The organism is Flavobacterium sp., from assembly GCF_036759525.1.
Lineage (GTDB): Bacteria > Bacteroidota > Bacteroidia > Flavobacteriales > Flavobacteriaceae > Flavobacterium.
In genome coordinates, this window is sequence record NZ_DAIOUN010000008.1 from 24,967 (window position 1) to 46,795 (window position 21,829).

The following is a 21,829-nucleotide window of genomic DNA, read 5'->3' on the forward strand; positions in this document are numbered from 1 at the left end:
AATTTTTAATATGAAAACAAATTTTAGATGGATTTTCACGCTGCTCTTGGCGTTGTTTGTACAGCTTTCTTTTGCTCAGCAAAAGACTGTTTCGGGAACCATTTCGGAGGGAGGTCAGCCTTTACCCGGTGTGACTGTTATTGTTAAAGGAACAACAACAGGAACGCAATCTGACTTTGATGGAAAATATTCTATCTCAGCAAAACAAGGAGATGTTTTAGAGTTCTCTTACATTGGGTTAAAGACTCAAACTGTAACAGTAGGATCTTCTAATACCGTTAACATTACTATGGAGCAGGACGTTACTACGTTAGGTGAAGTAGTTGTTGAAGCGTATAGAACTACTGCAAAAGCAAAATCTAATATTGCTTCTACTACAGTTTCGGCTAAGACTATTGAGGGAAGACCAAATGCTTCTTTCGTTCAAACTTTACAGGCTCAGGTTCCTGGTTTGAACATTGCTACAGGTTCTGGTTCACCAGGTTCTGCTAATACAACCATCATTCTTCGTGGTGTGGGTTCGGTTAACGGGAATATTCAGCCTTTGTTTGTAATCGATGGTGTTCCGGCTAACCAAGTTAACTTTAGAAGTATCAACCCGAACGATATTGAATCGGTTTCTGTACTTAAAGATGCAGCTGCAACTTCTATCTATGGTAACCGTGGTGCGAACGGGGTTATCGTGGTAAAAACAAAAAGAGGTACTTTTGATTCTAAGTTGAATGTGAGATATTCTGTAGTAACTGGTTTTACATCGTTACAAGATCATGATTATAGAATCATGAATTCTAAACAGACATTACAATTACAAAAAGATTTTGGGTCTGGTTTAGGTTCAACTTTGTCTGATGCAGAAATTGCTGCTTGGGAAATTGATACAGATTGGGAAAAGATTTTCTTTCAAACTGGAGTTTCTCAAGATCACAACTTAAGCTTAACAAGTGGTAGTAAAAACTTAAACTCTTATGTGTCTTTAGGTTATTTTGAGCAAGAAGGTATTGTGCCTGGTACTCAGATTAAGCGTTTTACTTTCAGAAATAATTTCTCTGGAAAGTCAGATAATGATAAATTCAATTATTCGGCGAATATTAACGCTAACTTTTCTAAACGAAATCAGCTAGATCAAGAGACAAGAACTGATATTGATGGTAACGTATTGCAAAATCCATTACAAGGTATGCTTTCGTCTGTGCCATATTTAGATCCTGCAGTTTATGTTAACGGTCAACAATTATTCAATCAATTTGGTGGGCCAAGTTTTGCTATTGTTCCTTACATGTTGATGGACTATTTAAGACCAGGTAATATTACAAGTGAATTTAATGAGTTGAAGTTATTAGCACAAGCAAGTGGTGCCTATAAGATAACTAAAGATTTAACTTTTTCAACTCAAGCAGGTATGGATATGACTGAGAATACGCGTTTATTTGCTCGTAATCCTCAATCGTATTTGGCAATCGCTGCAACTCCTCCTGGAGCACAGTTTGGAGGTTTGGTTACAGAAACTAATGATAGAGATTTCTCTTTTAATGCCAATACACGTTTAAACTACAATAAAGTATTTAAAGATAAGCATACTTTTGATGCTTCGTTAATGACAGAGTATTTCAAAGCTCATAGAAAAGTAATGACTTATACTCAAACTGGTTTAGATCCTAGAACATCTGCTCCAGGTGCCGGTACAGGTTACATTCCTTTTAACCCTGCAACTCCTACTTTATATAGACCAACTGTTGGAGCTTTAAAACAAAAAGCAGGTTTGTTTTCTTATTTTGGAACAGTTGATTACGATTACGATTCAAAATACGGTTTTGGAGCCTCTGTAAGACGTGATGCTACATACAGATTTACAGACGATTACAAATGGGGAACATTTTGGTCTGTATCAGGACGTTGGAATTTAAATAAAGAAGCTTTCATGAGTGGTTCTATTTTTGATGAGTTAAAATTAAGAGCTTCTTATGGAACAGCAGGTAACCAAAATATTTTAGGTGGAAGTATTTATTCAGGTGCTTCAATTATTCGCAACTTATATGGTACTGGAAGCGGTTATGGTAACCTTTTGAGTTTGTTCCCTTCTTCTGTTGCTAATACAGATGCTCGTTGGGAAACTGTAGCTCAAGCAAACGTAGGGGTTGATTTTGTAATTAAAAAACGTTTTAGAGGATCTTTAGATATCTATGAAAAAGTAACTTCTGATTTGTATCAATCTATACCAGTGTCTGCTGTTAATGGTATAACTTCATTAGCAGGTAATATTGGAGAATTACAAAATAGAGGGGTTGAGGTATTGTTGGCTTATGATTTATTCAAAACTAATGACTTGACCTTTACATTGAATTTCAATGGTTCATACAACAAAAACAAATTTACTGAAATACCAAATGAAGATGGTTTCGTAAATGTAGGTGACTTACAAATCAATGAGATTGGAGGTCCTGTTAACCAATATTTCAACATTCGTTATGTAGGTGTTAACCCTGCTAATGGTAACTTATTGTTCTTAGATAGAAATGGTTTGGTAACTGAAAACCCAACATCAGCTGACCGTGTTTCAACTGGAAAATCTCCAATTCCAGTTTATCAAGGTGGTTTTGGATTTGATTTGACTTACAAAGGTTTCTTCATGACAACTCAGTTTTCATTTGTTAAGGATGTGTGGAGATATGACTTTGACTTGGCTGGTTTGATTGATGCTAACGGAATTGCAAACTTCCCTCAATCTATTGACATGGCTAATTATTGGACTCCAGATAATCCAGTTACTGATGTTCCATCTTTAACTGCTACAAATTTAGCTCTTGACGGATTATCAGATCGTTGGTTGCGTGATGCTTCATATGTGCGTTTGCGTTTTGCTTCTATAGGTTATAATGTGCCTTCAAAATTCTTAGATAAAACTTTCTTAACTAGTTTACGTATTTATGGTCAAGCTGAGAATATGTTAACTTGGTCAAAATGGAGAGGTTTTGATCCAGAGAGTAATGCTGGAAGCACTTTTGGTGGTTATCCAACTCCTAAAATTGTTTCTTTTGGATTTGATTTAGAATTTTAAAAAAAATTGAAATATGAAAAATTTAAAAATTTATGTTTTAGCCATTATCGCAGGAATTTCGTTTTCTTGTAATGATGCCATTGAAATCATCCAAGATGGAGAGTTCAATGATGCTGCTGCCTACCGTACTGTGGCGGATATGACTTTAGCTTTAAGAGCAGTTTACAATCAAATGGACTATGAAGAGTCTATAGCATTCTCAACTGTATTCACAGATGAAGTTGGTATTGGATATGCTAATGGGGGTCAAAATCTTGATGATTACCGTCACATTTTACAGGATAACTCTGCAGCTCCAAACAATATGTGGGTAACTCAGTACAGATTAATCAACTATGCAAACCGCTTAATTAGAGGTGCTCAAGGTGTAACAGTACAACCTGGTCAAGAAGCTGAATTCAATCAAATTTTGGCTGAGACAAGAGCTTTAAGAGCTTTCTCACACTTTTTCTTGATGACTCATTTTTCAACAAATTTGAAAGATAATAGTGCACTTGGTGTAATTAAAATGGATTTTGTACCAACTACAACAGATCTTTTACCACGTGCTACTAATGGGGAATTATACCAATTTATTGAGGAAGATTTGGCTTTTGCTGAAGCTAACTTAGGAAATCCTACAAATTACAAGTTTGTAACTCAAAATTTCATTAAAGCTTTCCGTGCCCGTATGGCTGCTTACAGAGGTGACTATACTACAGCATTAACAAACGCACAAGCTTTGATAGATGCAGTTCCTTTAACAGCTGCAGGTACAACAGCTAGTAGTCCATATTTGACTATGTTTAGGGATTTAGCACAAGGCGAGAACATCTTCACGTTAGACAGACCTGTAGGTAAGAGAACAATCAACTCAATTTGGTTCTTCAATCAGCCTAACTACCAAGGTGGTCCTTTCTTAGATATGGGTAGAAACCTATTCAATTTAATTAATGCGACTCCTGGTGATATCAGAAGAACTGCTTTTGTTGGATCTACATCTGTTATTGCTGCTGATCCTGCAACTACACCTGATTACCGTTTTGATGATGTATTAATTATTGGTAAATATCCTGGTAAAGCGGGTGCACCACTTTTAAATGATGTTAAAGTATTCCGTGTTTCTGAAATGTATTTTATTAAAGCTGAAGCTTTAGCAAACGCAGGAAATTTAAATGGTGCTTCAAATTCTGTAGCTTCTGTTTTAAAACAAGTTCGTGATGCTAGAATTGTAACTGGTCAACCTGCAACTACGCTTCCTGTATATGCTAACGCAACTGAAGCTTGGGCAGATATTTTAAAGGAAAGAAGAATAGAGTTATGTTTTGAAGGTCACCGTTATATTGATATCAAACGTTTAGGTGCATTAGCTAACCAATCTATCGATAGATATTTTAGAGATTGTGACTTCAACGGTGCTTGTACTCTTCCAGTAACTGATTATAGATTTACTCTTCCAATTCCAATTATTGAGACTAGAGTTAACTCAGTTATCAGAGCTCAACAAAATCCAAATTATTAATAATATTAATTCGTAATTATGAAAAATATATTTAAAAATTTAAGTTTAGTTTTCCTTTTTGCTGCTGCTACTTTAGTAAGTTGTGGAGAAGAAACTACTACTTATGATGTAGATGGAGGGGATACTGTATATTTCTTTTTCAATTCTACAGCAAGTGTACCGGTTTCAACTGAAGGTGGTAGTGCAGAAGTTAAAGTTGGTGTAACTACACGTTCTAATGTAGATAGAACATATGCTGTTACTGTAAATGCAGAAGAAACTACTGCTCCAGCTAATACTTATACTATTAATAGTTCATCACTCGTAATTTCAGCTGGTGAATATACAGACACTTTCTCAATTTCTGGTGTTTTTGCTAATATTCCTGATGGAGTTACTTATGTTCTTACATTAGATTTGACACCTACTGATGGATATGCTATGGCTGGTAAAAAGAAGTTAGTTGTTAACATTTTTAGATCTTGTCCTACTAGTTTAGCAGGTCTATACTCTGTGACTACTACTTATGCTTATCATGATTTCTTACCAAGTTTTAATCCTCACACTATTAATAGTGTACAGATTTTTGCTGGAACTGGAGTTAATAATTATTATGTAAATGATTTCTCAGGAGGTTTATACTCAGTAGGTCCATACTGTACAGCTTATGGAACTTGTAATTTAACTCAAAACAGACTTAATTTTACTGTAAATTGTGGTCAAGTTTCTTGGACAAATCAAATTGAACCTTATGGTCCTCTTGAAATGTTATCTGGTGGTGTAAATACCTACAATCCTGCGACTGGAGTAATAACTATATCTTGGTTCGCTCCAACTTATGGTGAAGAAGGTGTTTCAGTATACACTCCACTATAATTTAACAATTCATTTTGTTTATAGAAAGAGTCCTGAATTCAGGACTCTTTTTTTATTTTTAGTTTTCTTTTACTTTTAATTTTAATGAATCAGTTATATTTGCCTACATTTTATAGGGATGAGTAAAATAACACTTCTTTTTTTATTGGTATCTTCTTTCTTATTTGCTCAAATAAGACAAGAGAGAGTACTCGGAGGTTCAAATGTTCCTATGTCCGATTCTACAGCTTTTAAAGATGTCACGCAAGACAAAGCGTTAAAAGCTAATATCAATCAGTACAAAATATTTTCTATTGAAAGAGATACTGTTATTGTTGATACCAGTTTAACCATTCAAAAAGAGTACAGATACAATTATCTAAGAAAAGATATTTTTGGTTTGTTGCCTTTTGCTAATGAAGGTCAAACTTATACTACTTTATTTTATGGTCTTAAAAAGTCAAGTGCTTTTCCCCAAATGGGTTTTGTAGGTAAACATTTTAATTATTCCTCTGCTCAGGATATTCTTTATTATCATGTTCCTACACCTTTAACCGAACTTTATTTTAAAACGGTTATGGAACAAGGACAATCTTTAGATGCCTTTATAACCCTTAATACTTCTGAGAATTTTAACTTCTCTCTAGCTTATAAAGGACTCAGATCGGTGGGAAAGTTCATTAATCAACTTTCAAGTACCGGAAATTTTAGGTTTACTACTAATTACAGTTCACCCTCCAAAAGGTATTTTTTGAAGGCTCATTTTGTAGCACAAGATATTTTAAACGGTGAAAATGGTGGAATTATTTTTAAAGAAGACTTTGAAAGTGGTGACCCCGAGTTTGAATCGCGTGCAAGATTGCAAGTGTACTTAGAAAATGCTACAACACTACTTAAAGGAAATCGCTATTTTCTAAATCAATCTTATTGGCTTGGAAATCCTACGTCAGAAAATAAATTCTACTTAATCAATCAAATTAATTTTGAACACAAATTCTTTGAATTTAGTCAACCCACTGTTTCTACTTCAATAACTACGCCTCAAGGTAATGTAAACTTTAATCGTTTTGGTGAATCTTTTGTGACTCAAAATAATAAAACAAAAACACGATATTCAAAATTCGATACCAATTTAGGAATTGGTTACGATTCTAAAATGGGCGTTTTTAATACTTATATTCAAAATTTTAATTACAATTATTTTTACAATAGAGTTATAGTATCTGAATCAGAATTCATTCCCAACGCAATAAATGAAAATATTACCGTTTTAGGTGGGAGTTATGCTTTACAAAAGAATTCATTTGCAACTCGTGTTAAATTCTTTTCATCCTTATCCCAACAAGAGGTTTCAGAATTTTCGGCAGATTTGAATTATAAGTTTAATAAATTAGATTTGTCACTATCTCTACAACATATTTCAAAACTTCCAGACAATTTGTTTACATTATTTCAAAGTGATTATGCTACTTACAATTGGTTTAATCAATTTAATAATGAAAAAATAAATTCAATAGAAGGTCAAATAAAATCGCCTTGGGTAGATGTATCGCTACAATATAAATCAATAGCCGATTTTTTATATTTTAGTGACGATTCAACAGACGGAAATGTATTGTCTGTAACCCCTAAACAATATCAAAATACAATTAATTATCTTAGTCTTCAGTTTAGAAAAGAATTTACTTGGTGGAAATTAGGATTAGATAATACCGTTTTGTATCAATCGGTTTCTCAACCAGACCCAGTTTTAAATTTGCCCGAAGTAACACTTCGCTCCTCTCTGTATTTTTCTGATTTTTATTTTAAAAAAGCATTGTTTTTACAAACCGGATTTATTGTAAATTATTTTTCAGCTTATCATGCTGACAATTACAATCCGCTCATTGCTTCCTTTTATACACAAAACCAAACTAAAATTGGAAATTTTCCCATGATTGATTTTTTTATCAATGCTAAAATCAAACAAACACGTATTTATCTAAAAGCAGAGCATTTCAATTCTTCACTTACTGGATTTAATTATTACAGTGCTCCCGATTATCCTTACCGTGATTTTATTGTTCGATTTGGTTTAGAGTGGAATTTCTTTCAATAAGAATCTCGTAGTAGATTTTGCTATCTTTTACATTAATCAATACCTTTACAAACTTTAAGATACCTCTATGAAATATGCTGAAAATATTTTAGGAACCATTGGAAATACACCTTTGGTTAAAATAAATAAAATTACAAAAGATTTGGATTGTTTGGTTTTGGCTAAGGTTGAAACTTTTAATCCCGGTAATTCTGTAAAAGACAGAATGGCCCTAAAAATGATTGAAGATGCAGAAGCCGATGGAAGATTAAAACCTGGAGGAACTATAATTGAAGGTACTTCAGGAAATACAGGAATGGGTCTTGCTTTAGGAGCTATTGTCAAGGGATATAAGTTGATATGTGTTATCACAGATAAACAGTCAAAAGAAAAAATGGATATTTTACGAGCTGTTGGTGCAAAAGTAATTGTTTGTCCAACCGATGTAGAACCCGATGACCCAAGATCGTATTATTCTGTTTCCAAAAGATTGGGTACCGAGATTCCTAATTCTTGGTATGTGAATCAATATGATAATCCTTCAAATGCTATTGCCCACTATGAACAAACAGGTCCTGAAATTTGGGAGCAAACCGAAGGTAAAATTACGCATTTTGTCGTGGGTGTTGGTACCGGAGGTACAATATCCGGTGTGGCAAAATATTTAAAGGAACAAAACCCAAATGTAAAAGTGTGGGGAATTGACACCTATGGTTCCGTATTTAAAAAATACCATGAAACCGGTATATTTGACGAGAATGAAATTTATTCCTATATCACAGAAGGAATAGGTGAAGATATCCTTCCCAAGAATGTTGATTTCTCTTTGATTGACGGTTTTACTAAGGTAACAGATAAAGATGCCGCTGTTTTTACCCGAAAATTGGCTCTTGAGGAGGGAATATTTGTAGGTAATTCTGCCGGTGCTGCTATCAAAGGAGTGCTTCAACTTAAAAACGAGTTCAAACCGGATGATGTTGTTGTCGTTTTGTTTCACGATTCGGGAAGTAGATATGTAGGGAAGATGTTCAATGATGATTGGATGCGGGAGCGTGGTTTTCTCGATGAAGAGAAAACAATTGCCTTGGATTTAATTGCATCGCACAGTTCTAAACCTTTGGTTACGGTTAGAACAGAAGAATTGGTTTCCCATGCCATTGAACGTTTGAAAAAGTTTAATATTTCACAAATTCCCGTAATCGATACTACCGGATTTGTAGGTTCTTTAGATGAATCCGATTTGTTTAAAAGTTATTTTGAATCAAAGGATATTGCCAACAAACCTATTCGTGAAGTTATGGGTAGGCCCTATCCTATAGTTTCTCAAAATGCACCAATAGAAGAAGTCACAAAACTCATTAACAAAGAAAATCAAGCTGTTTTGGTTGAACTTGAAAATGGGAAATATCATATTATTACCAAACACGATATTATAAGTTCAATAAATTAAAAAAAGAGCCACTCCAAAGGAGTGGCTCTTTTTATTCTGTACCAATTAAAATTCCGGAAATATTCCACGAACTAAAACTGCCACCTTCCGGTTTACCTTGCGGAATTTTTATTTGTATCGTGTGATTACCTATAGGTAAATCACCCAAATCGATATCTATGGGATAGGTAACAGTTCCCGGACACCAGTTAGATCTGCTGTAGTCTGAAGAGGACAAACCGTTCGAGAAATTCCCTGAAGCCGGATTGTATAGCCTGTAAGAACCGCAATCGGTTCTCCATGGGGTAAAACTAAAAACAATCTCATTATTCAAAAGCACCGTATTTTTTTTAGGAACAAATTCATCTCCGTTAGACCATCCCCCGTGTCCGGTTGTAATATATCTAAGTCGTACGTTTTTCAATGGCTTTTCAATTGTAAATGCTACTTTCAAACCTTCTTCTGAATCAAATAGGGTTCCATATTCTTGCCCGGCCATCTCTAACACATTCGTAGTATTAAACAAAGGAATGTATTGATTGGTTTTGATTTCATTTTCTTCTCCATTATGAATAGTAAAATCTAACGTAACCTTGTGACCGCCTTTATCATAATTACCTATAAATACACCAACCCATAACTCTTTATTGCTTAGATAGTCATTTAAATCACTCAAGTCCTGTCTGTAACTTACTTTGTCATGCCAAGTCTTATCTTTTAACTGAATGTAATTGTAATGATTAATACCAAAAGGAGTGAAAAAACGCATGATTTCAACTAATGGGGTAAAATCAGAATTGGCAACCACACCTTGATATTTTTTAGAATTATTATTCTCATATTTGGGAAGTTCATTTACACCAAATTTCATACCGTCAAGAAATGAAATTTTTTTATCTTCAGGAATCACAAATACGCTACCTGTTCTATCATAGGCATCACCATTGGATTGTGTAATAAGTTCAGCAAATAGTTGTGAACCTTTTTTTATTTCGGGGAATTTTATTTTTCGAATAATTACGGTTCCGTTGGCAAATTTGAGAATACTATCATTTGATTTTGAAGTTTCAGAAAAGCATATTTGCTCATTTTTGAATACTGAAATTGTTTTAAAACGAGCTTTCCAAATTAAATCTTTGTAAGTTAATGTGTTTACAGCTTTAGTAGAAACTTTTGGAGGTAATGCTTCCTGGGGCATTTGTTTTATTTTTTCTATAGATTTTACTTTTATAGTAAAGTTTCCGTTACGCGTAATTTCTAAGACCAAACCTAATTCTTGTCCTAAAAGCGTTGGAGAACCCCAATATCCGGAGCTTTTAGTATACCAAACTTCTAAAGTATTCGAATTAATAATACTAACCGCTTTATGGCAAGTATAGCCCAAAATTATTTTTTGTTCATCGCTAAAAGTGAATTTTTGATTCTCAATTTGAATACTATCCACCGTTTCAATGGCTTGTTTTTCATTTAGTTGAGACCATGATTTGGTGTCCCAATGGGGTCTGTTAATGATGGAAAGTTCAAAAGGATATGAAGCCTTTTTTGAAATAATAGACGCATTGGTGAGAATGGTTTGATTGGCATCTGTAAAAACCAGAATAGGTTCAGAATTTGTAGGTTTTCCGTTGGAAAAGGTTTCATAAGAAATTTTTAATGCAGATTCCTTCTTTTGGGCATTACCCCAAATGCTTATAAAAAATAATATTAGTAAGAAGTTGCTTTTCATAATTCATTTTATTTGAAACAAAAGTACAGTATTAAATTAAATTTAGTAATTTAGTTCCATACACTCCATACAAATTTATTATGAAAGAATCTTTTTTGCATTTCATTTGGCAAAATAAAAAATTTGATTTTACTCATCTTCAAACTACTTGCGGAAAATCAATTGTAATTATTGATACAGGTCAATTTACTCAGAAATCCGGCCCCGATTTTTTTAATGCAAAGTTGATAATAGACAATCAAAAATGGGCTGGTAATGTTGAAATGCATTGCAACTCGTCCGATTGGTTCTTACACCATCATGAAAAAGATGACAAATACAATAATGTTATTCTTCACGTAGTTTGGAATCATGATTCGGAGGTTTTTACAAAAGGGAATCATACCATTCCTGTTTTAGAAATAAAACAATATACACCGACTAACTTGCTATTTAACTACGAAAATCTATTACAACCCAAAACGTGGATTAACTGTGAAAATCAATTGCAAAACGTGTCAAATGAACGATTACTCTTTTGGTTTGAGCGGCTGTATATTGAACGATTGGAAAAGAAATCACTTGAGATACAGAAATTACTTGAAACGTGTGTATACGATTGGGAAGCTACCTTTTTCTTTTTTTTAGCAAAAGGTTTCGGTTTAAATAGCAACGGAGAATTGTTTTATGAAAATTTACTTCAAATTCCTTATTCTGTTATTCGAAAAGAAAAAAGCAATTTACAATCTCTGGAAGCATTATTTTTGGGGGCTAATGGGTTACTTGAAAATGAAATCCAAGATAGATATGGGAATGAATTGAAATCAATATGGATTTATTTGAAACAAAAATACAATTTATCAAATGCTATCGTAAAACCTGAATTTTTTAAACATAGGCCGGATAATTTTCCAACTATTAGATTGGTTCAGTTGGCTTCATTGGTCTATGAACATCAATTTTTGTTTGATTATTGTATGACTCATCATTCGTTGCCGTTTTTCTATTCCACTTTCAAAACGTCTGTGTCCGATTATTGGAAAACCCATTATTTATTTGATAAAGTTTCAAAAAATAAAAACAAATTGATTTCAAATTCCTTTATTGATTTGCTATTGTTAAATGTTGTGTTGCCCGTAAAGTTTGCTTTTCAAATGCATCAAGGAAATTCAGATATTGATCAAATCACACAATTGGCTTTTGCATTAAAACCCGAAGCCAATACCATTGTAAGTCGTTTCAAGGATTTGGGAATTGAAGCTCAAAATAGTTTGGAATCCCAGGCTCTTTTGCAATTGAAAAAGGAATATTGTGCCTTAAATAAGTGTTTGAATTGTGTTATTGGACAAAAGTTAATTAACTTTACAACTTAATTTTTTTTATGAAAGGAATTCACAAATTAAGGAGTTTTTTTGAAAAATACGGGTTTCATGTATCGTCTCGTTTAGCCGATAGATTGGGTATGAGAGCTTCAAATGTGAGACTTTTTTTTATTTACATCTCTTTTGTAACGGTGGGTTTATGGTTTGGTGTCTATCTGACACTAGCTTTTTGGTTGAAATTAAAAGACATGATTCACACCAAAAGATCTTCTGTTTTTGACCTTTAAGACAATATAAATAAGGCATTGTTTTTTTTTAAAACTTTTTTTTTGCATCTTGCTGAACAAAATATAAAACAAATTTAACTTTATGAGGAAGTTACTCACTCTTTCAACTTTATTTATACCCACTTTACTAATTGCACAGGAAAAAGGATTGGATGAAAAAATTAATGATATAATTAAGCCAGCCGTAGATTTAATGGCGAGTGTTTTCTTTTATAAACCTCTAGAACACCTTGGTTTTGATATGCCATTGGTAGTTTTATGGTTGGTTTTAGGAGCCACTTTTTTTACTCTTTATATGGGTTTTATCAATTTGAAAGGGATCAAACATGCCTATCAATTGATTCGTGGTGATTATGATAAACCCGAAGATCAAGGTGAAGTTTCCCATTTTCAAGCTTTAGTAACGGCACTTTCCGGAACAGTAGGTTTGGGTAACATTGCCGGAGTTGCGGTGGCTATATCACTAGGAGGAGCGGGTGCGACTTTTTGGATGATATTGGCCGGTTTTTTGGGAATGTCCTCTAAGTTTGTTGAGTGTACATTGGGTGTAAAATACAGAAAGTTAAATGATTTGGGAGAAGTATCAGGCGGACCTATGTATTACCTCTCCGAAGGATTAAGACGAAAAGGTTTTGCCGGTTTGGGTAAAGTGTTGGCAGTCGTATTTGCTATATTAGCCATTGGAGGTTCTTTTGGAGGTGGAAATATGTTCCAAGCCAATCAATCATTTGCTCAGTTAGCCAATGTTTTCCCTTTCTTTGAGGGAAAAGGTTTTTGGTATGGTTTGGTAGTAGCGTTTTTTGTTGGAATTGTAATTATTGGGGGGATAAAAAAGATTGCTAGTGTTACTGATAAGATTGTTCCTTTCATGGTTGGTATTTATGTACTCACTTCTTTAATTATCATTTTTGTTAATTTCCAACATATTGGTGATGCCTTTAGTCAAATATTTTCAGGTGCATTCACGGCAGATGGAATTACCGGAGGTGTAATAGGCGTTTTAGTTGTTGGATTCCAACGTGCCGCTTTTTCAAATGAAGCAGGAGTAGGTTCGGCCGCTATTGCACATTCAGCTGTAAAAACAGATGAACCGGTTAGTGAAGGTATTGTAGCTCTTTTGGAACCTTTTGTAGATACCATCATTGTTTGTACCATGACCGCTTTGGTACTTATTTTTTCAGGATACGCTGCCGATACTCAAGGGATGACAGGGTCTGCACTTACTTCGGCTGCATTTAGTAGTGTGTTGCCTTGGTTTAAGTATGTTCTTTTGGTGGCAATCATTCTTTTTGCATTCTCAACTATGATTTCGTGGTCTTACTACGGAATGAAATCGTGGACTTTCCTTTTTGGGAACACCAAAAAAATGGAGAATTTGTACAAAGTTTTATTTTTGATATTCGTTGTTTTGGGTTCTTCGGCAAGTTTAGGTGCAGTGATTGATTTCTCAGATATGATGATTTTAGGAATGGCTTTCCCAAATATATTAGGACTCTACTTTTTATCTAGTGAAGTAAAAGCTGATTTAAAAGATTATTTTAAAAGATTAAAGTCAGGCGAAATAAAGAAATACAATTAAAATTTTCTCCAATGTATAGTCCAAAATTCCTTTTCGAGTTTACTAAAGAACAGCGAAAAGGAATTTTTGCGTTGTTTTTAATTTTGATAGGCATTCAAGTGCTTTTTTTCTTTGTTATTACGAATCCTCAGTTTGCCTCTACAAAAAACAAAGAAGATAAGGAATGGATGCAAATGCAATCTGTTGTAGATAGTTTAAAATTGGAGCAATCAAAATCCAAAAAAATCTTTCCTTTTAATCCCAATTTCATTTCAGACTATAAAGGGTACCAACTAGGAATGTCTAAGATTGAGTTAGATAAATTGTTTGCCTTTCGAAAACAAAATAGGTATGTGAATTCTGCCAAAGAATTTCAAGAAGTTACAGGTGTATCAGATAGTTTGCTTCAAGCCATTCAGCCTTATTTTAAATTTCCGGATTGGGTAAATGATAAAAATAAAAAGAGGTTTGAAAATACAGTTTTCAAAAATGGGAACTCAAATACATCTACAAAACCCGTTCAAATTATAGATTTAAATCAGGCTACACAAGAAGATTTTATCAAGATTTACGGAATCGGTCCGGCATTGTCTGAACGAATTCTAAAATATAAAGAGAGTTTAGGAGGGTTTGTGCATGTAGATCAATTGAATGATGTTTGGGGATTAAATACTGATGTTTTAGTCAAACTAAAATCAAATTTCCAAATAGTAAGAATGCCAAATGTGCCAAAATACAGAATTAACGACTTGTCTCTAAAGGAATTAATGAAGTTTCCTTATTTTAATTATGCCATAGCCAAAGAAATAGTGACCTACAGAAGTATGAATGGTGACCTTAAAAGTATTGAGGATTTAACAAAAATTAAAGGAATTTCTGTTGAAAAAATAAATATTATTGCCTTATATTTGGAATTCTAAAAAAATTCAATTCTAGAATCTTAAATATTTATGAATTCAACATACTTCACAGAAGAGCATCAGCTTTTCAGAGCAACATTTCGTGATTTTTTACAGAAAGAAGTTGTACCTCACATTGAAAAATGGGAAAAATCGGGAACTATTGATCGATTTATATGGAAAAAATTTGGTGAGATGGGGTTTTTTGGCCTGACATATCCAGAGAAGTATGGGGGTTTAAATTTGGATTTGTTTTATACCGTAGTATTTCTTGAAGAACTTCAAAAGATTAAATCTGCCGGTTTTGCTGCTGCCATGTGGGCACATGCTTATTTGGCTATGACACATCTCAATGCAGAAGGGGATGAAAAAATAAAGCAAGACTATTTAGCACCCAGTATTTCGGGGGATAAAATTGGAGCTTTGTGTATTACAGAGCCTTTTGGTGGGAGTGATGTTGCTGGTATGCGAACAACTGCTGAAAAGAAAGGTCAAAATTATGTGCTGAATGGTTCCAAAACATTTATTACCAATGGAGTTTACGCTGATTATTATGTTGTAGCTGCTAAAACTTCTCCCGATAAGGGCAACAAAGGAATCAGTATTTTTTTAGTAGACACTTCAACGCCCGGAATACAGGCAACTAAATTAGATAAGCTGGGTTGGCGGGCATCAGATACAGCTGAAATTGCATTTGACAATGTGGTTGTACCGGCTCAAAATTTAATGGGAGAGGAAAACAAAGGCTTTCCTTATATCATGCAACATTTTGCTCTCGAGAGATTAATAATGGGTATCAACGCACATGCCAGAGCCGAATATGCGATTGATTATACCATAGAATATATGTCGCAACGAGAAGCTTTTGGGAGAACGATTGATAAATTTCAAGCCCTAAGACATAAGCTGGTTGAACATGCTACAGATGTTGAACATTGTAAGGTCTTTAATTATATTACTATTGATAGATTAAATAGGGGGGAATATGTCGTGAAAGAAGCTACTATGTCTAAATTAAAATCAACCAAAGTTGCAGATGAAACTATTTACAGTTGTTTGCAAATGCTAGGGGGGTATGGTTATATGGAAGAGTACCCTTTAGCACGAATGTTTAGAGACAGTAGATTGGGCCCAATAGGAGGCGGAACATCGGAGATACTCAAAGAGATTCTTTCAAAAATGATTATAGATAAGCAAAATTATAAACCAGCAGTAGAATAATTCATAGCCAAAACAAAAAGATTTTCTTTAAAATTTATTCAAAATTTATATTCTAAAATAAAAAATAGTATTAGCTTTGCACCCACTAAATGAGAGGAGGTGTCTAGATTATGTTAATTATACCCATTAAAGACGGAGAAAATATAGATAGAGCGTTAAAACGTTACAAGCGAAAATTTGATAAAACCGGAACGGTTCGTCAACTAAGAGCACGTCAAGCTTTTATAAAACCTTCTGTAGTTCGTAGAGCTCAAATTCAGAAAGCTCAATACATTCAAACCTTGAAAGACAGCGTTGAAATGTAGAAAAGTTTTTTTAATCAATATAGCCGTTAGTTCTAAAAGTTTAATAACTTTGAAGCTAACGGTTTTTTTATGCAATCCAATCAACAGGCTTTTGAACAGTATTTATCCGGGCAGAAAAAATATTCTTCCCATACGGTTAGGGCTTACACCAAAGATCTGGCAGATTTTTCAAGTTTTATTTCTGTAAATTATGATCAATCTACTCTGGATGATGTAAATTACAGTCAAATACGATCTTGGGTTGTAGCCTTGATTGAATCCGGAAATTCCCCCACAAGTGTTAATCGTAAAATAGCTTCCCTCAAAAGTTATTTTAAATTTCTTTTACGAATAAAGCAAATTTCAGAAAATCCACTCGTTAAGCATAAGTCATTAAAAACTCCAAAAAAACTTCAAATTCCTTTTTCCGAAAAAGAATTAGATCAAGTACTCAATTATATAACCTATCCCGAAGGCTTTGAAGGAGTAAGAGACAAGCTCATCATAGAATTGTTTTACACAACGGGTATGCGAAGGGCAGAGTTAATTGGTTTAAAAGTCAGTTCTGTTAATACCAATGACTGTACTGTAAAAATTTTAGGTAAGAGAAACAAAGAACGAATAGTACCCTTGTTACAAAGTGTTTGCCAAAACATACAAGAATATCTCAAAGAACGTGAAAAGATTGATACCTATAAAAGTGAGTATTTGTTCTTAACCCAAAAAGGTGTTAAATTAAATGACACGTTTGTATATCGGATAATAAATTTGTACTTTAGTGGTGTATCTGAAAAGGTAAAAAAAAGTCCCCATATTTTGCGACACACGTTTGCAACGCACTTATTAAATAATGGGGCAGATTTAAATTCTGTAAAAGAGCTGTTAGGACATTCTAGTTTGGCATCTACACAAGTATATACGCACAGCAGTTTAGCTGAAATCAAAAAAGTATACCAAGAGGCACATCCAAGAAACCGGTAACCTATACTCTTTAAATGTTCAACTTTAAAATTTTTATTATGAAGGTCAATGTTCATGCCGTTAATTTCAATGTAGACAGAAAATTAGTCGATTTCATTCAAGAGCGATTTGATAAACTTGAAAAGTATTATGATAAGGTAGTGGTTGCAGATGTCTATTTAAAAGTAGAGTCTACCAGTGAAAAAGAAAATAAAATAGTAGAGGCTAAAATACATGTTCCAGGCGATGATTTTATTGTAAAAAAACAATGTAAATCCTTTGAAGAGGCTGTTGATTTATCTGGTGAAGCAATGGAACGATTGTTGCTCAAAAGAAAGGAAAAAATAAGAACTCATATTTAAAACAATTTTTTTAAAAAAATGTTTTGATTAACAAATAAAATCTATACATTTGCAGTCCGTTAGAAATAGCGGACTTTTTTTATTGAGTAATGCCGGTGTAGCTCAGCTGGCTAGAGCAGCTGATTTGTAATCAGCAGGTCGTGGGTTCGAGTCCCTCCATCGGCTCAATTTAAAAAAAACACAAAAATGTTTTGTAAGTTTTTACTTCACAACATTTGAGTTCATTAAAAGTTTGAAAATTTGAGGGGAGATACTCAAGCGGCCAACGAGGACGGACTGTAAATCCGTTGGGAAACCTTCGCAGGTTCGAATCCTGCTCTCCCCACAATTTAAACTGCAATTAATGAAATTTCCTGCCGGTGTAGCTCAGGGGTAGAGTGCTTCCTTGGTAAGGAAGAGGTCACGGGTTCAAATCCCGTCATTGGCTCAAAATTGAATGATTTTAACACTATTATATAACTAAGATTAAAAATTAAGTAAAATGGCAAAAGAAAATTTTAATCGTTCCAAACCACACTTAAATATAGGTACAATTGGACACGTAGATCACGGTAAAACTACTTTAACTGCGGCAATTACTAAAGTATTGTCTGAAAAAGGTTTCTGTCAAGCAAAATCGTTTGATCAAATTGACAACGCTCCTGAGGAGAAAGAAAGAGGTATTACTATTAATACTTCTCACGTAGAGTATGAAACAGCTAACCGTCACTACGCTCACGTTGACTGTCCTGGTCACGCGGATTACGTTAAAAACATGGTTACTGGTGCTGCTCAAATGGACGGTGCTATCTTAGTAGTTGCTGCTACAGATGGTCCAATGCCACAAACTCGTGAGCACATCCTTTTAGGTCGTCAAGTAGGTATTCCAAGAATCGTTGTATTCATGAACAAAGTGGATATGGTTGATGATGCTGAGCTTTTAGAGTTGGTTGAAATGGAAATCAGAGATTTGTTATCATTCTATGAATATGATGGAGATAACGGTCCTGTTATTCAAGGTTCTGCTTTAGGAGGATTGAATGGAGATGCTAAATGGGTAGAGAAAATCATGGAGTTAATGGATGCTGTTGATGCTTGGATTGAAGAGCCAGTGCGTGACAATGCAAAACCATTCTTGATGCCTGTTGAAGACGTATTTACAATTACAGGTCGTGGAACTGTTGCTACAGGTCGTATCGAAACTGGTGTTGCTAATACAGGAGACCCAGTTGAAATCATCGGTATGGGTGCAGACAAATTGACTTCTACTATTACAGGAGTTGAGATGTTCCGTAAAATCCTTGATAGAGGTGAGGCTGGAGATAACGTAGGTCTTTTGTTGAGAGGTATTGACAAAGCTGATATCCGTAGAGGTATGGTAATTTGTAAGCCAGGTTCAGTAAAACCACACGCTAAATTTAAAGCTGAGGTTTATATCTTGAAAAAAGAAGAAGGTGGTCGTCACACTCCATTCCACAACAACTACCGTCCACAGTTCTATGTAAGAACAACTGACGTAACTGGTACAATTTCTTTACCAGCTGGAGTTGAAATGGTAATGCCAGGTGATAACTTAACTATCAATGTAGATTTGTTAAGCCCTATCGCTCTTAACATTGGTTTGCGTTTTGCAATCCGTGAAGGAGGTAGAACTGTAGGTGCTGGTCAGGTTACTGAAATTCTAGACTAATTTAGGCAAATATTTAAGGCCAGCTAGAATTCACTCGAATTCTGCTGGCTTTTAACAAACGGGTGTAGTTCAAGGGTAGAATAGCGGTCTCCAAAACCGTTGATGGGAGTTCGAATCTCTCCATCCGTGCAAAAACGAATAATAATGACAAAAGTTGTTAATTACATAACAGAAGCTTTCGAAGAACTAAAGTCTAATGTAACTTGGTTGCCTTGGTCAGAAGTACAGCGTTACACAATTATAGTTGCAGTATTTACTATAGTTTTTTCTTTAGCAACTTGGGGAACAGATGAAGTTTTCAGAAAAGTTATATCTGGATTTTTTAATTTGATAAAAGGTTAATCTCTGTTATGGCTGATAGTAGTTTAAAGAAATGGTATGTTGTTAGAGCCGTAAGTGGTCAAGAAAATAAGGTGAAGTCTTACATTGAAAATGAAATCAATCGCCTGAATTTATCAGATTACATTGCTCAGGTACTTGTGCCAACAGAGAAAGTGGTTCAAGTAAGAGATGGTAAGAAAATTGCTAAAGATAAAGTCTATTTTCCGGGTTATGTGATGATTGAGGCAAATCTAACAGGTGAAATCCCACATATTATTAAATCAATCACGGGTGTAATTGGTTTTCTAGGTGAGGTTAAAGGTGGAGACCCTGTGCCATTAAGATTATCAGAGGTGAACAGAATGTTGGGGAAAGTAGATGAATTAGCTGTAACAACAGACACCCAGAATATTCCTTTTACATTAGGAGAAACTATCAAAGTTATTGATGGACCTTTCAATGGATTCAATGGAACTGTTGAAAAAATTAATGAAGAAAAGCGTAAACTAGAAGTAATGGTTAAAATTTTCGGAAGAAAAACACCGTTAGAATTAGGTTTTATGCAAGTCGAAAAAGTATAATTTGTTACATTATTATAAACCGCATCTTGCTTCCAATTGAGATGTGCTAAATTTTTTAAAACACAATGGCTAAAGAAGTTAGTAAAGTAGTTAAACTACAAGTTAAGGGAGGTGCCGCGAATCCTTCGCCACCGGTTGGACCTGCTTTGGGAGCTGCTGGGGTTAACATTATGGAGTTTTGTAAGCAATTTAATGCTAGAACTCAAGATAAACCCGGCAAAGTTTTACCCGTACAAATTACGGTGTACAAAGACAAATCATTTGATTTTGTTGTAAAAACTCCACCCGCTGCTATCCAGTTATTGGATGCAACAAAGCTTAAGTCAGGTTCAGGTCAACCTAATCGTAAAAAAGTAGCTAGCGTTACTTGGGATCAAATTAGAACAATTGCCGAAGACAAAATGGTAGATTTAAATGCATTTACTATTGAGTCTGCTATGAGCATGATTGCCGGTACGGCTCGTTCTATGGGTATAACTGTAACAGGAGCTGCTCCTTTTTAAATTAAAGAAAAGACATGGCAAAATTGACAAAAAAGCAAAAAGAAGCTGCAGCTAAAATCGAAAAACATAAGTTGTATTCCTTAAAAGATGCTTCTGCATTATTAAAGAATGTTGCTTCTGCAAAATTTGATGAATCTGTAGACATTGCAGTACGTTTAGGAGTAGATCCGCGTAAAGCAAATCAAATGGTAAGAGGTGTAGTAACATTGCCTCACGGTACAGGTAAAGATGTTAGAGTTCTAGCATTGGTAACACCTGATAAAGAAGCTGAAGCTAAAGCTGCTGGTGCAGACCACGTAGGTTTAGATGATTATCTACAAAAAATAAAAGACGGTTGGACAGATGTTGATGTAATTATCACTATGCCTGCTGTTATGGGTAAATTAGGTCCATTAGGTCGTGTTTTAGGACCTAGAGGTTTAATGCCAAACCCCAAAACAGGTACCGTAACTATGGATGTTGCAAAAGCTGTACAAGAGGTTAAAGCCGGTAAAATTGATTTCAAAGTTGATAAAACAGGAATCGTTCATGCTGGTATTGGAAGAATCTCTTTTGAAGCGGACAAAATCGTTGACAACGCTCACGAAATTATTCAAACATTAATCAAACTAAAACCAACGGCTGCAAAAGGTACTTATATTAAGTCTATTCACTTATCTAGTACTATGAGTCCTGCAATCGCTTTAGACCCTAAAGCAGTTTAATTGGTAGTTAAATAGAAAAATTATGACTAGAGAAGAAAAATCAAGAGTTATTGAAGATTTAACTGCACAGTTGGCTAATAGTAATGTTGTCTACATTGCAGATATCTCAAACCTTAATGCTGAAACAACTTCTAATCTTAGAAGAGCTTGTTTTAAAGCCGGTATCCAATTGAATGTGGTTAAAAACACTTTGTTGGAAAAAGCTATGCAAGCTTCAGAAAATGATTATGGAGATTTACCTTCAATATTAAAAGGAAATACTTCAATATTGATTGCAGAGAACGGAAATGCTCCTGCAAAGATTATTAAAGAATTCCGTAAAAAATCTGATAAACCAATCTTAAAAGGAGCTTACATTTATCAAGCAGTATTTATTGGTGATAACCAATTGGATGCCCTTGTAGCTCTTAAATCAAAAGAAGAAGTTATTGGAGAAATCATCGGAATCTTACAATCGCCTGCTAAAAATGTGGTTTCTGCACTTAAATCTGGTGGAGGAAAAATTGCAGGTATTGTTAAAACCTTATCTGAAAGATAAGAACAACGCGAGAACGCAC

General features: G+C 34.4%; 20 protein-coding genes and 4 tRNA genes. 23 read left to right on the forward strand and 1 reads right to left on the reverse strand.

Going from position 1 to position 21,829, the window contains the following annotated elements; genetic code table 11:
* Positions 1 to 10: 10 nt before the first annotated feature.
* The 5 genes from V7M80_RS07430 (at position 11) to V7M80_RS07450 (ending at position 8,917) form a co-directional block, all read left to right on the forward strand.
* On the forward strand, positions 11 to 3,055 hold the full coding sequence (locus V7M80_RS07430) for a SusC/RagA family TonB-linked outer membrane protein (RefSeq protein WP_333695155.1): 3,045 nt from the start codon (positions 11 to 13) through the stop codon (positions 3,053 to 3,055).
* 13 nt (positions 3,056 to 3,068) lie between these two features.
* Positions 3,069 to 4,556, forward strand: coding sequence for a RagB/SusD family nutrient uptake outer membrane protein (locus tag V7M80_RS07435; protein WP_333695156.1), 1,488 nt, complete (start codon positions 3,069 to 3,071; stop codon positions 4,554 to 4,556).
* A gap of 18 nt (positions 4,557 to 4,574) precedes the next feature.
* Positions 4,575 to 5,411, forward strand: coding sequence for a DUF1735 domain-containing protein (locus tag V7M80_RS07440; protein ID WP_333695157.1), 837 nt, complete (start codon positions 4,575 to 4,577; stop codon positions 5,409 to 5,411).
* 118 nt (positions 5,412 to 5,529) lie between these two features.
* The gene (locus tag V7M80_RS07445) at positions 5,530 to 7,488 is read left to right on the forward strand and encodes a putative porin (RefSeq protein ID WP_333695158.1); all 1,959 of its coding nucleotides are present in this window, start codon (positions 5,530 to 5,532) and stop codon (positions 7,486 to 7,488) included.
* A 67-nt stretch (positions 7,489 to 7,555) separates the two neighbouring features.
* Positions 7,556 to 8,917 (forward strand): pyridoxal-phosphate dependent enzyme, encoded by a 1,362-nt coding sequence (locus V7M80_RS07450; protein ID WP_333695159.1) that lies wholly within the window; start codon positions 7,556 to 7,558, stop codon positions 8,915 to 8,917.
* 31 nt (positions 8,918 to 8,948) lie between these two features.
* Here the strand turns inward: V7M80_RS07450 and V7M80_RS07455 are convergent, their stop codons facing one another.
* Positions 8,949 to 10,622: a PNGase F N-terminal domain-containing protein gene (locus V7M80_RS07455; protein WP_333695160.1), complete on the reverse strand. Its 1,674-nt coding sequence runs from the start codon at positions 10,620 to 10,622 to the stop codon at positions 8,949 to 8,951.
* Between the two features lie 80 nt (positions 10,623 to 10,702).
* On the opposite strand from V7M80_RS07455, the gene V7M80_RS07460 reads away from it, so the two are divergent.
* The 18 genes from V7M80_RS07460 (at position 10,703) to rplJ (ending at position 21,810) form a co-directional block, all read left to right on the forward strand.
* Positions 10,703 to 11,974: a DUF2851 family protein gene (locus V7M80_RS07460; RefSeq protein WP_333695161.1), complete on the forward strand. Its 1,272-nt coding sequence runs from the start codon at positions 10,703 to 10,705 to the stop codon at positions 11,972 to 11,974.
* Between the two features lie 8 nt (positions 11,975 to 11,982).
* On the forward strand, positions 11,983 to 12,210 hold the full coding sequence (locus tag V7M80_RS07465) for a PspC domain-containing protein (RefSeq protein ID WP_333695162.1): 228 nt from the start codon (positions 11,983 to 11,985) through the stop codon (positions 12,208 to 12,210).
* 82 nt (positions 12,211 to 12,292) lie between these two features.
* Positions 12,293 to 13,789 (forward strand): alanine/glycine:cation symporter family protein, encoded by a 1,497-nt coding sequence (locus V7M80_RS07470; RefSeq protein ID WP_333695163.1) that lies wholly within the window; start codon positions 12,293 to 12,295, stop codon positions 13,787 to 13,789.
* A gap of 11 nt (positions 13,790 to 13,800) precedes the next feature.
* A complete protein-coding gene (locus V7M80_RS07475) occupies positions 13,801 to 14,688 on the forward strand; it encodes a ComEA family DNA-binding protein (RefSeq protein WP_333695164.1) in 888 nt (295 codons plus the stop codon).
* Positions 14,689 to 14,718: 30 nt separating this feature from the next.
* Positions 14,719 to 15,888 carry an acyl-CoA dehydrogenase family protein gene (locus tag V7M80_RS07480; RefSeq protein WP_333695165.1) on the forward strand — a complete coding sequence of 390 codons (1,170 nt, stop codon included), beginning with the start codon at positions 14,719 to 14,721 and terminating at the stop codon, positions 15,886 to 15,888.
* Between the two features lie 110 nt (positions 15,889 to 15,998).
* Entirely contained in the window at positions 15,999 to 16,193 is a 195-nt protein-coding gene (gene rpsU / locus V7M80_RS07485) for a 30S ribosomal protein S21 (protein WP_333695166.1), read from the forward strand.
* Between the two features lie 69 nt (positions 16,194 to 16,262).
* On the forward strand, positions 16,263 to 17,153 hold the full coding sequence (locus V7M80_RS07490) for a tyrosine-type recombinase/integrase (protein ID WP_333695167.1): 891 nt from the start codon (positions 16,263 to 16,265) through the stop codon (positions 17,151 to 17,153).
* 38 nt (positions 17,154 to 17,191) lie between these two features.
* The gene (gene hpf, locus V7M80_RS07495) at positions 17,192 to 17,494 is read left to right on the forward strand and encodes a ribosome hibernation-promoting factor, HPF/YfiA family (protein ID WP_333695168.1); all 303 of its coding nucleotides are present in this window, start codon (positions 17,192 to 17,194) and stop codon (positions 17,492 to 17,494) included.
* Positions 17,495 to 17,585: 91 nt separating this feature from the next.
* Positions 17,586 to 17,659 (forward strand) — tRNA-Thr (locus tag V7M80_RS07500).
* 79 nt (positions 17,660 to 17,738) lie between these two features.
* Positions 17,739 to 17,819: transfer RNA gene (locus V7M80_RS07505), tRNA-Tyr, on the forward strand.
* A 30-nt stretch (positions 17,820 to 17,849) separates the two neighbouring features.
* A tRNA-Thr gene (locus tag V7M80_RS07510) sits at positions 17,850 to 17,921 on the forward strand.
* Positions 17,922 to 17,975: 54 nt separating this feature from the next.
* Positions 17,976 to 19,163 (forward strand): elongation factor Tu, encoded by a 1,188-nt coding sequence (gene tuf / locus V7M80_RS07515; protein ID WP_333695169.1) that lies wholly within the window; start codon positions 17,976 to 17,978, stop codon positions 19,161 to 19,163.
* A 58-nt stretch (positions 19,164 to 19,221) separates the two neighbouring features.
* A tRNA-Trp gene (locus V7M80_RS07520) sits at positions 19,222 to 19,292 on the forward strand.
* A gap of 15 nt (positions 19,293 to 19,307) precedes the next feature.
* Entirely contained in the window at positions 19,308 to 19,505 is a 198-nt protein-coding gene (gene secE, locus V7M80_RS07525) for a preprotein translocase subunit SecE (RefSeq protein WP_333695170.1), read from the forward strand.
* A gap of 8 nt (positions 19,506 to 19,513) precedes the next feature.
* On the forward strand, positions 19,514 to 20,065 hold the full coding sequence (gene nusG, locus V7M80_RS07530; protein ID WP_333695171.1) for a transcription termination/antitermination protein NusG: 552 nt from the start codon (positions 19,514 to 19,516) through the stop codon (positions 20,063 to 20,065).
* 65 nt (positions 20,066 to 20,130) lie between these two features.
* Positions 20,131 to 20,568, forward strand: a complete 438-nt coding sequence (rplK, locus tag V7M80_RS07535; protein ID WP_026710619.1) for a 50S ribosomal protein L11 — start codon at positions 20,131 to 20,133, stop codon at positions 20,566 to 20,568.
* 14 nt (positions 20,569 to 20,582) lie between these two features.
* Positions 20,583 to 21,272: a 50S ribosomal protein L1 gene (gene rplA / locus V7M80_RS07540; RefSeq protein WP_333695172.1), complete on the forward strand. Its 690-nt coding sequence runs from the start codon at positions 20,583 to 20,585 to the stop codon at positions 21,270 to 21,272.
* A 22-nt stretch (positions 21,273 to 21,294) separates the two neighbouring features.
* Positions 21,295 to 21,810, forward strand: a complete 516-nt coding sequence (rplJ, locus tag V7M80_RS07545) for a 50S ribosomal protein L10 (protein WP_333695173.1) — start codon at positions 21,295 to 21,297, stop codon at positions 21,808 to 21,810.
* The last annotated feature ends 19 nt before the right edge of the window (positions 21,811 to 21,829 follow it).